This window comes from Pseudoalteromonas sp. AS84 (genome assembly GCF_038900255.1).
Lineage (GTDB): Bacteria > Pseudomonadota > Gammaproteobacteria > Enterobacterales > Alteromonadaceae > Pseudoalteromonas.
The window spans coordinates 21,133-34,255 of record NZ_JBBMQY010000021.1 but is presented as its reverse complement, the minus strand read 5'-3'; the positions used below and the strand labels follow the sequence as shown (position 1 = coordinate 34,255).

12 protein-coding genes are annotated in these 13,123 nt (G+C 38.5%); all 12 read right to left on the bottom strand.

The annotated features are described in order from the left end of the window. Window positions 1-204 precede the first annotated feature (204 nt). Window positions 205-2,943 carry an ExeM/NucH family extracellular endonuclease gene (locus WNY79_RS17345; RefSeq protein ID WP_342876482.1) on the bottom strand — a complete coding sequence of 913 codons (2,739 nt, stop codon included), beginning with the start codon at window positions 2,941-2,943 and terminating at the stop codon, window positions 205-207. A 128-nt stretch (window positions 2,944-3,071) separates the two neighbouring features. Further along, window positions 3,072-4,082: a porphobilinogen synthase gene (gene hemB, locus WNY79_RS17340; protein ID WP_024599708.1), complete on the bottom strand. Its 1,011-nt coding sequence runs from the start codon at window positions 4,080-4,082 to the stop codon at window positions 3,072-3,074. A gap of 12 nt (window positions 4,083-4,094) precedes the next feature. Beyond that, complete coding sequence (locus tag WNY79_RS17335; RefSeq protein WP_342876481.1) at window positions 4,095-5,948, bottom strand: diguanylate cyclase; 1,854 nt, start codon at window positions 5,946-5,948, stop codon at window positions 4,095-4,097. Then, on the bottom strand, window positions 5,948-6,733 hold the full coding sequence (locus WNY79_RS17330) for a TatD family hydrolase (RefSeq protein WP_170072780.1): 786 nt from the start codon (window positions 6,731-6,733) through the stop codon (window positions 5,948-5,950). The genes WNY79_RS17335 and WNY79_RS17330 overlap by 1 nt, the downstream gene beginning before the upstream one ends. After that, window positions 6,733-7,248 carry a hypothetical protein gene (locus WNY79_RS17325; RefSeq protein ID WP_024599711.1) on the bottom strand — a complete coding sequence of 172 codons (516 nt, stop codon included), beginning with the start codon at window positions 7,246-7,248 and terminating at the stop codon, window positions 6,733-6,735. The genes WNY79_RS17330 and WNY79_RS17325 overlap by 1 nt, the downstream gene beginning before the upstream one ends. 1 nt (window position 7,249) lies before the next feature. Next, a complete protein-coding gene (tatC, locus tag WNY79_RS17320) occupies window positions 7,250-7,990 on the bottom strand; it encodes a twin-arginine translocase subunit TatC (protein ID WP_024599712.1) in 741 nt (246 codons plus the stop codon). A 48-nt stretch (window positions 7,991-8,038) separates the two neighbouring features. Further along, entirely contained in the window at window positions 8,039-8,371 is a 333-nt protein-coding gene (tatB, locus tag WNY79_RS17315; RefSeq protein WP_024599713.1) for a Sec-independent protein translocase protein TatB, read from the bottom strand. 5 nt (window positions 8,372-8,376) lie between these two features. Beyond that, entirely contained in the window at window positions 8,377-8,625 is a 249-nt protein-coding gene (tatA, locus tag WNY79_RS17310) for a Sec-independent protein translocase subunit TatA (RefSeq protein ID WP_024599714.1), read from the bottom strand. A gap of 79 nt (window positions 8,626-8,704) precedes the next feature. After that, entirely contained in the window at window positions 8,705-10,309 is a 1,605-nt protein-coding gene (gene ubiB, locus WNY79_RS17305; protein WP_197186242.1) for a ubiquinone biosynthesis regulatory protein kinase UbiB, read from the bottom strand. Between the two features lie 9 nt (window positions 10,310-10,318). Beyond that, complete coding sequence (locus WNY79_RS17300; protein WP_294119097.1) at window positions 10,319-11,002, bottom strand: SCP2 sterol-binding domain-containing protein; 684 nt, start codon at window positions 11,000-11,002, stop codon at window positions 10,319-10,321. 11 nt (window positions 11,003-11,013) lie between these two features. Continuing rightward, entirely contained in the window at window positions 11,014-11,769 is a 756-nt protein-coding gene (gene ubiE, locus WNY79_RS17295) for a bifunctional demethylmenaquinone methyltransferase/2-methoxy-6-polyprenyl-1,4-benzoquinol methylase UbiE (RefSeq protein ID WP_024589468.1), read from the bottom strand. 83 nt (window positions 11,770-11,852) lie between these two features. After that, window positions 11,853-12,839 carry a GGDEF domain-containing protein gene (locus WNY79_RS17290; protein ID WP_024599717.1) on the bottom strand — a complete coding sequence of 329 codons (987 nt, stop codon included), beginning with the start codon at window positions 12,837-12,839 and terminating at the stop codon, window positions 11,853-11,855. Between the last annotated feature and the right edge of the window lie 284 nt (window positions 12,840-13,123).

Here is a 13,123-nt window from a genome sequence, read left to right as displayed (position 1 = left end):
TAGGTAAAACCGATATACATAATAAAAAGAGTTTCATTGTGTAAAATTCACTCAAATGTATGTAGTTGTTACTGGTTAATTACTAGAAGATTCACAGATCGTCTGAACATATTACGGGGGGTTTAATGAAGCTTGTCTGAATTACATTTGTATAAAATAAAAAAGCCGCAAGAGCGGCTTTTTAAATGTTTGGATTTAACTTAGTTATTTCTTTTTAAATCGACGCACTATTGATAGTGGTGCTAAAAGAAGTGATAACCATAATAATGAACCTGCATCATTATCGTCATCTGAGCGTAAGTTATTTACTTTCACAGCTACTTTTTCAACGTTAGATAAGTTACCCACGCTATCTTGAGCTTGCACTGTTAAAGTAATACGATTTTCGAATTCGTAATCAATCTCTCCAGCAACAATTAACTGCCCCTGATTGTTAATTGAAACGCTATCATTATCAGATGTAATAAATTTAACAACAGGTGATTCATCGGCATTTGGATCACTAAAATCGAGCGTGCCGATAACTGTACCAATTGCGCTGTTTTCATCGACTGCAAAAACTTGATCAGCTGTAATAACAGGCGTTTGCTCTTCAGGTGTTAAAGTAATTTCAGATTTAATATCAATAATTACAGGGTCGTGATCTGATGCGCGGTATGCACTTTCAGAGTACAAACTAGATTGTTGACCTTCGCTTTTAAACTCTACATTGTAATCAAGAGAAATAGGTTCATCTGCGTTGATGTGCCAATCTGTTGCTGCAACAATTTTACTAAGTAGTGATTGGGTAGCTACTGCGTGATCTAAACTACCAGCGCGACCAGAAAAGCTGTAAGAGTAACCGCGTGTATCCCCATCAATTTCTGCAACTACATTTTTGTAGCCTTTATCAGCAAATGCACGTATTGGGTCTTCCATTGCGTAAGCATTCATATCGCCGACTAAAATAGTATCTTCGTCGTCAATACCGGTTGGTTTGCTATCAAGCCAATCAGCGAATGCATTAGCACCTTCTGTGCGTATTTCATTCCAACAGCCTTGACCATCACCTGAATCTGCATTATTACCCGAAGCACTACCACAGCTTTTAGATTTAAGGTGTGACACAGCAACTGTAAATACTTCATCAGTTTCTAATGATTTAAAGCTTTGTGCAATTGGAGCACGATTACTAAAATCAAATGGTGCTTCAGTTGTAATGGCAGCAGTACCTACTTCTTCTACTTTGTTAGCACGATAAATTAATGCGGTAGTAATTGCATCTGTACCAATTTGATCTACGTTAAAGTCAACAAATGCGTATTGGTTAGCTGAATCAGCTTCGTTTAATGCATTTACTAAGCTCGCAATAGCGCTAAATTCGCCAAAGCCATCATTTTCTATTTCCATTAAACCAACAACGTCGGCCTGGATAGCGCTAATTGCACTTACAATTTTAGCTTCTTGACGAATAAGTTCAGCTTCTGAATCTGCACCTCGAGCGGTAGGGAATCCTTCGCCTTGGCCATCACCATTAAAGTAATTAAGTACGTTGAAGCTAGCTACGCGTAAATCTGCTTCAGCATTAAGTTCAGGCGCATCTTCACGTGCATTTGTTGCAATAAACTGAGGTGCTAAAGTTGGGTGTATTCTGTAAAGGCTAAAGCTATAAGCAAGTGCACCTGTAACTGTGTTTACAGTGTCACCAGTACGTAATGTATTTTCTGCTGACAAGCCTGGAGTTGGGTACGCTGTTGGGTCTAAGTTTTGTACAGTAGAGCCATCATCTAGTAGGATCTTTTTAAGCAGGTTTTCTGTTTCAACTGCATTAGCCGTATCTCCAGGTAGTGCAACCTGTGTACCTTGATACAAGCGCTCTGTTGCTAACTCAACTTCACCATATCGACCAAGGCCAAAGTTATTAGTTACTACTAATGGTTGCTCCAAAGTAACTAGCATACCTTCAAAAGATTCTAAATCTGTTGTATCAGCTAAAGGTAAAGTAATTTTTGTAGCTGCTACAGGTAAACCTGTATCACAAATTGCTACTTGGCTTACGCTGCCAATTTGTGTTGCATCAAAATACTCTTCAACAGTACCTTGTACGCGCACATGGTCACCAACATTTACATCAGTATCTGCAAAATAAACAAACACACCTTCAGAAGTTAGTGGGTTGGCATCTATGTCTGTAGCAAGTGAGCTAACAAAAAAGCCTTTTAATTGATCATCACCTTGGAAGTCTGCGGTTACCACACCTTCAAGTTCTACTAATGTACCTACAAGTGGGCTAGCAGAGCCGTCACCTTGAATAGCATTTATTAGTGTTTTTTCTGCACCACAAACTAGTGGTTCAAGTGGTTCTGGTTCTGGAATTGGTTCAGGTGTTGTTCCACCATTACCTGCATGTGAGCCTAAGCCGTCAAACTCATCTTGGTCGAACTGTACCCATTCTTCACTTGGGTTAAATGCTGCATCAGGTGTTGTTCTTCCTGTAGTAATTTCATCTTTTCTGCGTAAAGTTTGATTCGCTGTGGTTACTCCGCCTTCTGACCACGATGAACCAGGATCGACACCAACTTGTCCAAAACTATCAACAACAGATCCATCCTTAGTCAATACGATTGCATCATCACCATTAAAGTTAACTACGCTATCTAATAGATCAGCTTTACCTGAAAGGTCGGTAGAAGCTCTAGTGTCCGCATTGACAATTACATAGGTACTATTTGCAGCTAAAGTACCGCTTAATGTAATTTCTGTAGATACGCTAGCAGAGCCATTTGAATAGCGCTGTAATGAGTATTCACTAAGGTCAATGTCTGTTGTTGCATTATTGTAAAGTTCAATGGCTTTATTGTAACCACTTCCTTCTATATATTCAGAAATGATTAGATCAGCGGATGCTGGTGCACTGAGACTGGCTATAACAAGTGCGAGTGGTGTTATTTTTGTTTTAAACATTTTTTTATTATTCCCGTGTATTAATCCCAAAATGGGACACCAGTTTAGAGAATAAATATGACGAAAATAATACAAAAATGTAAACGAATGTAAATAAAAGGCGGTTTAAACGCCTTTTTATAAAACCCTTACTTTTTAGCTAGGTATTGTGCGGCTTGCTTAGCAAAGTAGGTCAATATTCCATCAGCGCCTGCACGCTTAAATGCAAGTAAAGACTCCATTATAGTAGCTTCCTCACTTAACCAACCGTTATCAATAGCTGCTTTGTGCATTGCATACTCGCCACTTACCTGATATGCGAAAGTAGGTACACCAAACTCGTCTTTAACACGACGTACAATATCTAAATAAGGCATGCCAGGCTTAACCATGACCATATCAGCGCCTTCTTGTAAGTCTAATGCGACTTCACGTATTGCTTCATCAGAGTTTGCAGGGTCCATTTGGTAGGTTTTTTTATCGGCACCTTTTAAGTTACCAGCAGAACCTATTGCATCTCTAAATGGGCCATAGTAGCTAGATGCGTATTTAGCAGAGTAGGCCATAATACGGGTATGCACAAACCCATCAGCTTCAAGCGCTTCACGAATTGCAGCAATACGGCCATCCATCATGTCTGAAGGGGCAATTACATCAGCGCCTGCTTCTGCATGTGAGAGTGCTTGTTTAACTAAAATTTCGGTGGTTACGTCGTTTATCACATAGCCAGTGTCATCAATAATGCCGTCTTGACCGTGCGTTGTGAATGGATCAAGTGCACCATCAGTAATTACACCCAACTCAGGAAATGCTTCTTTTAAAGCACGAACAGTGCGTTGGACTAAGCCATCATCATTATATGCTTCTTCGGCAAATAATGATTTTTTATCCGCAGGTGTTACCGGAAAAATAGCTAAGGCAGGTACACCAAGTTCAACAAGTTCTTTTGCTTCAAGCAACAGCAAATCTATTGATAAACGCTCGATACCCGGCATTGATTCAATTGCTTCGCGGCGATTTTTACCTTCAAGTACAAATACAGGGTAAATTAAATCGTTTACGCTAAGTTGATTTTCAGCCATTAAGCGGCGAGAAAAGTCGCTGCGGCGCATTCTGCGCATGCGAGTATACGGGAAAAGGTCTAATCCTGATTGGGCCATATTAATATGCTCCTACTGTGGTAATGGAAAAGTAATTACTTGATTACGGCCATGTTGCTTTGCGTAATAAAGTGCTTTGTCGGCGCACTCAGTAAAAATTTGAGGATTGCTAACATCATCAGCAATGCTGGTGTATACACCAGCGCTAATTGTAAATTGAATATCATTATTGGCAACCGTTACTGTACTGGCTGAGATAGCTGCTCGTATTTTTTCAGCTATGTCTTGTGCGCCTTCATTGGGGGTATTAGGTAATAGCACCACAAATTCCTCACCGCCGTAGCGGGCAACTTCATCTAGTGGGCGCTTTAAATGATCTTTTATTAGGTCAGATACAGCTTTAATAACTTGATCGCCAATTATGTGTCCGTACGTATCATTAATGCTTTTGAACCGGTCTATATCAAGCATAATAATGCTAAGTGGTGTTTGCTCTCGGCGAGACCGACGAAGTTCCATGACGAGTTTCTTATCAAAAAAACGTCTGTTTTTTATTCCGGTTAAAGCGTCTTCGGTATTGAGTAACTCAAGTGAACGATTTTTTTCTTCAAGTTCTCTAAGTGTAACTTGTAATTCAAAGGTGCGTTCGTCGACTTGTGATTCGAGTTCTTGACGCGTTTTTTCTTGTAACTTTAAGCGCTCTTTAAGCAGTGTATCTTGGGCTGCATTTTCAGCAATCAAGGTTTGCTGAGCTATTACTTCTTCATCGCGTTGTAAAATAAATAGCTTCATTACACTGTAACATAGACAGAAAGTGCAGCTAAAAAAGCATGCAAATACAAATGCTAATGTACTTCTGCTAAAGGCGTATAGCCCCATTACTGCCACAATAAAATAAAGCATTACCACCAAGAAAAAAACTAATACGAGCAATAGCGCTTTATTAGGTTTAGAAGGCGCTAAACGCATGCACGTAAATGTAGTTGCAATATAAAAGCCTAAAGCGATTGGGGTAGCCGTTAAGCAAAATAGTGTCACTATATGGTTTGGAAATAACCAAATAAATAATAACGAGACACCTAATACGTTAACCACTACCTTTTGAACCGTTAATAAAAAAGAGGGCTTTGGATGGCAAATTTTCTTTTGCAAAGGCAAAAACATTAAAGTAATAAGCATAAGTAGTATAGGGATCATAACTTGCTGTAATGCCGGCAAATTAGGGTGAATATATCTTAAGCCAAAGCCACAAAGGTAGGCTAAGACCCCCCCCAATGTGAGTGTGATTAAACCAGCACAAATAAAATAACGTTTACGCGAAAAACCATATAAAACTAAGCAGCTCACACCTAAAGAAAATATAAAACCAATCAATAAGCCATAGAGTAAATTAAGTTTACCTTTATGCGCTAAATAAGCTTCTGGTTGCCACAAAGTTAAAGGGACTCGCAAGCCTGAGCTATTCATCACCTTCAGTATAATAATCGTTTCGCTATTTGCAGGGCTAATTAGTTTAACTAATAAAGATTCACTTCTGATCGCACGCTTATCAAGGGGGTATGCATCGCCAATTTGGGTGTAAGAAAGTAATTGCGAGTTATGTAACTGATATACTTGAACGTCGTTTAGCAGAGGGTTGTTTAGCGACAACAGTTGTTCGGTATTATAACTAAGCGTGTTTTTTATTTTAAATTTCACCCATACAGAACGTTGCTCAAGACCTAGGTTAAGAGGTTTGCCTAAGGTTTTTTGCCAGTCTACCTTGCTACTTTGTTGTGCATGTAATAGCGACGTTGGTTCAAAAGAGTAATACAGGTTATTGATGTTTTGAGAGTTGAAATCGTGTTTTATTATTACCGGGTTTGCAAATGAATAAAAAGTGCAAAGAAGCATTAATAGACTTAGTAATGCCTTTGCGCACGCCATTAGCAGCTCTTTAAACCAAAAACATTGTAAAAGTTTTCTGTTGTTTTTCGGGCTATTAATTCTTCATCTGTTTGATAAAGTTGCGCAACTGTTTGGCAAATATAAGGGAGCAGAGCGGGTTCATTTTTACGCGATTTAGGTTTTGGCTTAACTGTTCGTGGAATTAAAAATGGTGCATCAGTTTCTATTAATAATCGATCTAGAGGAATACTAGGTACTAGCTGTTGTAATTCTTTGCCACGCCTTTCATCACATACCCAACCTGTTATACCAATATACAGACCTAAATCTAGATATTGCTTAAGGGCTACAGAGTTACCCGTAAAACAATGAAGTACACCGCGAATATTAAACTCTTTTAGAATACTTAACATATCGTCACTTGCATCACGTTCATGTAAGTAAACCGGTAAATCTAATTTTTCGGCAAGCGTTAGGTGGCGTCTAAAAACGCTACGCTGTACATCGCGAGGTGAAAAGTCACGGTTATAATCAAGGCCGCACTCACCAATCGCTATAACTTGCTTATTGTTTGCAAGTGCAGTTAATTGTGCTTCTAATTCATCCGTCGCCGACTTAGCATCATGTGGGTGTATACCCGCTGTAGAATATTGAAGATGTTTTATTGCAAGTTCAAGTGATTGCTGACTGCTTGCAATATCACAACCTATAATAAGCATATTTGTAACACCGGCTTCGCTTGCGCGGGTAACTACATCACGATGCTGGTCATTAAATTGATGATTGGCTAAGTTAACCCCAGCATCAATTAACGTATATGACATTATTTAGTACGTTTAACGCGAATAGAGCGGTTTTTACCGTCTTGTTTCAGTAAAAAAGAGTTGAATGCACCACGGCTAATTACAATTGTATCGTTTTCTTTTAAACGCATGCTGTCAGAGCCAATTTGACGCCATTGTTGGCCGTTATCTAGAGAGATAATTAACTCGCCATAAGCGGCTTCTTTAACTGAAGTAACCATAGCTTTAATTTCAGTCTCTTTTTCTACCTGTGATTCTTTGTACTCTAAGCCAAAATCGTCAGCTTTTGCCTTTGCTTGAATTGGTGCAGCAGCTACGACTTGAGGTACATTGTTAGCCGTTGGTGGAGTAAGCGTTTTTGTTACTGTTGGCTTTGTTAGTGATTTACCAGCAACTGTATTGTCATAGCAAAGTAATCGGTTAAAGTCATTTTCAATAAAGCTACATGCTTGTAACGCTTGAGTATTAAATTGTGTTTGCGCAGCAAAAGTAGGCGCACTTAATAAAACCAATAGTGAGAGTAGTTGTTTTTTCATTTTATTCCTCAGATTCTTTTTGTGGTTTAGCGGTATAGAATTTTGCTAAAATTAGGCCTAGCTCAAACAAAAGAAGCATCGGAAATGCTAGTAAAGTTTGTGATAACACATCGGGCGGTGTTAAAAACATCGCCACTACAAAAACGCCTACGACAATATATGGGCGCTTTTCTTTTAAGCTTTTTGTTGTTGTTGCACCACTCCAACATAGCAGCATAATTGCCACAGGAATTTCGAAAGCGACACCAAATGCAAAAAACAGTTTTAATACAAACCCTAAATAGCTACTTATGTCGGGCGCAAGAGTCATCATCTCTGGACCAGTACTTGTAAAAAAGCCTAAAATAATTGGCAGAACTACAAAATAACAAAAGGCTATACCGCCATAAAATAATACTATACTTGAAGCGAGAATAGGCATGAGCATTTTCTTTTCATGCTGATATAAACCCGGTGCTATAAACCCCCAAATTTGATGCAATATCCACGGAATTGACGCAAATAAAGCGACAAATAAAGTTAGTTTGAAAGGTGCAAAAAAGGGGGCAGTAACGTCGGTTGCAATCATAGTTGCAGTACTTGGCAAATGCGAAACTAACGGCTGTGCAACAAAGGCATAAATGTCATTCGCAAAATATACTATGGCAATAAAAATAATGAAAATGCTCAATAGTGCTTTTATTAGCCGATCACGCAACTCAATTAAATGAGCTACAAATCCCGATTTTACTTCCTCAGCCATTATTTTTTATACCATGTAATAAGTTGACCACAAAGTGAGAGATAAATTTCACTTTTTTTCATCAAGTTGTTGGTTATTTGATGTATCAGGTTGTTTTTTCTTGTAGCTGTGAGTAACTGACTCAGCCGCTTTTTGTAACTCTGTTAATGAACTTTGTAACTCAGGGCTTAAATCTTTTAGTTCTTGTTGTTCTGCTTTTTTAAGGTTTTCGTGAAGTTCGTGAATACGCAGTTCCTCACTTACTTCGGCTTTTACCGAGTTGGCAAGTGACTTAGCTGTTTTAACCCATTTACTTACTGTTCTAATAGCAACAGGTAAGCGTTCTGGGCCAAGCACTACTAAGCCAACAATAAAAATAACAACAAGTTCCCACATCCCCATACTAATTAAACCTTATTGCTATCTTTGTTTTTTTCAGTATTGGTTGAGCCGTCAACGGTGCTTTTTTCTGATTGTTGAATTTGCTCTGACTTTTCTTGTTCACTCGCTGTGTCGTCTGACATTGCTTTTTTAAAGCCTTTAACAGCGCCTCCAATATCACCACCCATACCGCGTAGTTTTTTTGTACCGAAAAGTAAAACTATGATCGCTAAAACAATTAATAATTGCCAAATACTAATACCACCAAAACCCATGGTTTTCTCCAATATATAAACGGTTAAATGTATATTTTAAATACTAATTATACGCCCAATAGCGCAAATAGCACTCAGTTTATGCGTTGCGCCATGCTGTTATAAAACTAATAGCCGATAAGCTTATAGTAATACCTGCAGCTATTAAATCGTGCTGTAAATAACAAAGTGTTGCCATAATCATTGTAGCACTACCAAATAAACTCAATATTAAAGGTTTATGAGATACCTTTTGTTCTTGAGGTTTATGAGCGTGTGGTGCACGCTTTAAATTCTGGTAAATTAGATCAGGTAGTTCAGGCATTTTTTCAGCCCAAAATGGCAAGTTAGCATACATTTGCTTCAGTACTGATAGCGGTCCAACTTGCTGCTTAACCCAATCTTCTAAAAAGGGTTTAGCTGTTTTCCATAAGTCGAGTTGTGGATATAGCTGACGCCCTAATCCTTCAACGTATAATAAGGTCTTTTGCAGTAATACTAATTGCGGTTGAACCTGCATGTTAAAACGACGTGCGGTATTAAATAGATTTACGAGCACGTGACCAAATGAAATTTCAGCAAGCGGTTTATTGAATATAGGCTCGCACACTGTGCGAATCGCAAATTCAAATTCTTCAATACTGGTATCGTGTGGTACCCAGCCAGAATCAACGTGTAGCTGTGCAACTTGGCGATAATCACGATTAAAAAAGGCAATAAAGTTTTCAGCTAGATAACGTTTGTCTTCTTTGCTCAAAGTACCAACAATACCGCAGTCAATACCGATATACATTGGATTTTCAGGATGCTCGCGAGAGACGAATATATTACCCGGATGCATGTCGGCATGAAAAAAGCTGTCTCTAAACACTTGCGTAAAAAACACTTCTACGCCGCGCTCAGCAAGTAATTTCATATTCGTGTTTTGCGCCAGAAGTGAATCGGTATCAGAGACGGGTATACCGTAAATACGCTCCATTACTAGGACATTACTACGGCTATAATCACTGTAAACTGCAGGAATATACAATGATTCAGAGCCTTCAAAGTTGCGCTTAAGTTGAATGCCATTGGCACCTTCGCGCATTAAGTCGAGCTCGTCTAGGAGTGTTTTTTTATATTCTTTAACTACTTCAACGGGGCGTAGACGTTTTGATTCGTTATGGACTTTTGCAAGTACCTTAGCGAGCTTTTCCATTAACGCTAAATCGGCATTAATTTGCTCGTAAATATTTGGTCTAATAACCTTAATTACTACATCTTGCTCAATGCTTTGCTCATCAATAAGCTTTGCTGTATGCACTTGCGCTATAGATGCAGAGGCTAGAGGTGTTTGTGAAAACTCACTAAACAATTCACTTATATCGTTAATTTCTAGCGCTTTTTCTATGATTTTTTGTGCAAGCTCGCCTTCAAATGGCTGAACTTGATCTTGTAAAAAGGCAAGCTCTAAAGCGATATCATGAGGGAGTAAGTCACGACGAGTAGAGAGCATTTGGCCAAACTTAATCCAAACAGGGCCAAGCTCTTGTAGTGCCAAACGTAAACGTAGTCCTGCAGGTTTTTCTTTGTGCTGATTACGCAGCCAAAACAAACTGCCACGAGCTACTTTACCAAACCAAGGGATCTTATGTTTAGGAATTAGCTCGTCTAGCCCATAGCGAAGTAAAGTTTTGGTGATGTTATACAAACGTGCAGTCGACACAAAAAATCCTTAGCGGGTGTTTGAAGGTAAAAAAGAGTTTAACAGGGTATTTATACGCTGCTCAACAGCAGCTACTTGGCCTTTGAGTTCTCTATTTTTTTGTTTAAATTGCTCAAGTTCTAATGGGTGAATAGTAATTGAGAGCTCGTCTTGGCATAAACTTGTAAGCATGGTACTTATTTTAGTATTGGTTTTGCTGCTCTTTTGTTTTAGTTTTTTTAGGTGTAGATATAACTGCTGAGCGGGGGTATCGCCAATGTATTTAGAAAGCTGTTCAGGCCAATCAATATCAATGCCTGAAAACGCATTACTATAAGTTTGCGCAATATTTAAATCGCCTTGTAAGTCGAGCTTATCTTGGCGAATTAACTGGGTAAGCATAGCTGGGTTTTTAAGTGCTAAAAGCGTGTCTATATCTGCGCTGATCATACAATCTGCGTTTTCGTTACTTTGAGCACTGTATAAGTGCAATTGCTCAGCGCTATAAACAAGTTGGATACTTTGTTGCCAATCTCTTACTTCAACCACTAAGCGCTGATGTTTAACTGCGCTTAGTTTTTGAGACAATTGTGGGTCAAGGCTGAGAGCTTGATTTAGTACACGCTCAATAAGCGAAAGCACAAAATTAGGTAACATAAAAAATTCAGATGCCATTGCATCATTATTATTTTTTGTTATTTTCTCAAGTGCCATAACCGCAAGCCTTAATATTTAAAACCACGATGCAGCGCAACAATTCCGCCTGTGAGGTTTTGGTATGTTGTTTGCTCAAAGCCTGCATCTTCCATCATCGCTTTTAGCGTGTCTTGATCTGGATGCATGCGAATAGATTCAGCTAAATACTTATACGATTCACTGTCGTTAGCAACTAGCTTACCCATTGTAGGCAATAAATTAAATGAGTAAAAATCGTAAGCTTTACTAAGTACGTCATGCTCTGGTTTTGAAAACTCTAAAACAAGTAAACGACCACCTGGCTTTAAAATACGGTACATAGAGCGCAATGCTTTGTCTTTATCGGTAACGTTACGTAAGCCAAAGGCAATAGTGATCACATCAAAGCTATTATCTGGGAACGGCAGCATTTCTGCATTCATTTGTACGTAGTCGATATTGCCAACTAACCCAAGATTATGTAGTTTTTCACGACCAACTTTAAGCATAGATGAGTTTATATCACCTAAAACAACTTGACCCGTTTCGCCCACTAATTGACTAAACTTTGCCGTTAAATCGCCAGTGCCGCCGGCTAAATCGAGTACATGATGGCCTTTACGAACACCTGAGCTTGCAATAGTTTGACGTTTCCATAAACGATGCACACCAAAAGACATTAAATCATTCATTACATCGTATTTTGCAGCTACTGAGTGAAATACATCAGCAACCATAGAAGCTTTATCGTTCTCGGCTACTGTTTTATAACCAAAATGCGTGGTCTTTTGTTCGGTTTCGTTCATGACTAATCTCTATCGTGACAATAGAGGTTAGTGTACTTTATTGTACACAGTAGGTGCAATTTGAATATGATTTATCAGGTAATTTATTGCCCTGCAGTGTAACTACTTTGCCCTAATGAACGTGCTTTATAAGCCGCATGAGATGCTTTTTTAGCTAGCTGATTAAAATCATCTTCTTGTTGATGCTGAGCAATTCCTAGTGATAAGCCAATACTAGGTAGTTTAATCCCTGTTTTTGAACTAACAAAGCGCAGCTTTTCGACACCATTTCGTACTTTCTCGGCTATTACATTGGCCGTATCTGGATCGATGTCGGCGAGCAAAACAGTAAATTGATCTTTAGCTGTGCGACCAGGTAAGCCACTTTGAAAAACATATTTTTGAACTTGCTTAGCTACTTTATTCAAAATGACTTCACCAATAATATCACCATAATTTTCAGTAAAATGATCAAGGTTGTCTATTTGAATCGCTATTGCGCAAATAGACTTTTGTTGATTAGTCCACACTTGCGTTTGTTGCGTTAAATAATGGCGCTTATAAAGCCCTGTTTGACTATCAATAATATGTTGTTTACGAAGCTGAGTAAGTTGCTTTTGTGTTTTTTCGTGTAGTTGTTTAGCTTTACTGAGTTCTTGCTTAAATTGCTTATGTTGGTTGAGTAATTCGGCGGTTTGATTATGGAGTACTTCAAGCGCTTGACGGCTTTGTTCTATGTTGTTCTCATTAAGCGAATGTACGCACTCGCTTACTTGACCCGCAAAACGAACTATTTGCTTCTCAGTAGCATGAGAGTTTTGAGAAAGTGAATTTATAACACCATCAACGTTTTGAATCATGTTGACTTGAGCTAAGTGGCCGGTATTTAAAAACTCAGAATGTAGCTGTTCAATTAAAACGCTATCTATATTATCTTCAACAGCAATAGCACGATCTAAAGCTTTATTTAGCTTGAGATTAGTTTGACTGGTATAAGTATAAATAACTTGATAATTCAGCGGCGTAGGTGGGAGCGCATAACGCTCTAAAAAAACACACACTTTGGTCATTTTTTCTTGTGCAATAGCCATGGAATCATGGAACATCATTTTTTAAATACCAACTAAGTACGCATAAGTGCAAATTCGAATATCTCATTCCATGAGGCGGTTATGCGTCCGAGCTTTTTATTATTTTTTACTACAGTAATCGTTATGTGCGCCATTTAAAAGTAAAAACAGAAGTTAGGGAACTTAAATTTTACTTTAGCGGCTTGATAGCTGTTTTTCTCATCAATTAAGCTTGCTATTGGCAATGTTAGAGTCGTTTCTTAGGTTAATACACTTGTTTTTAGTAAGGTTTATTTATTAAAGTT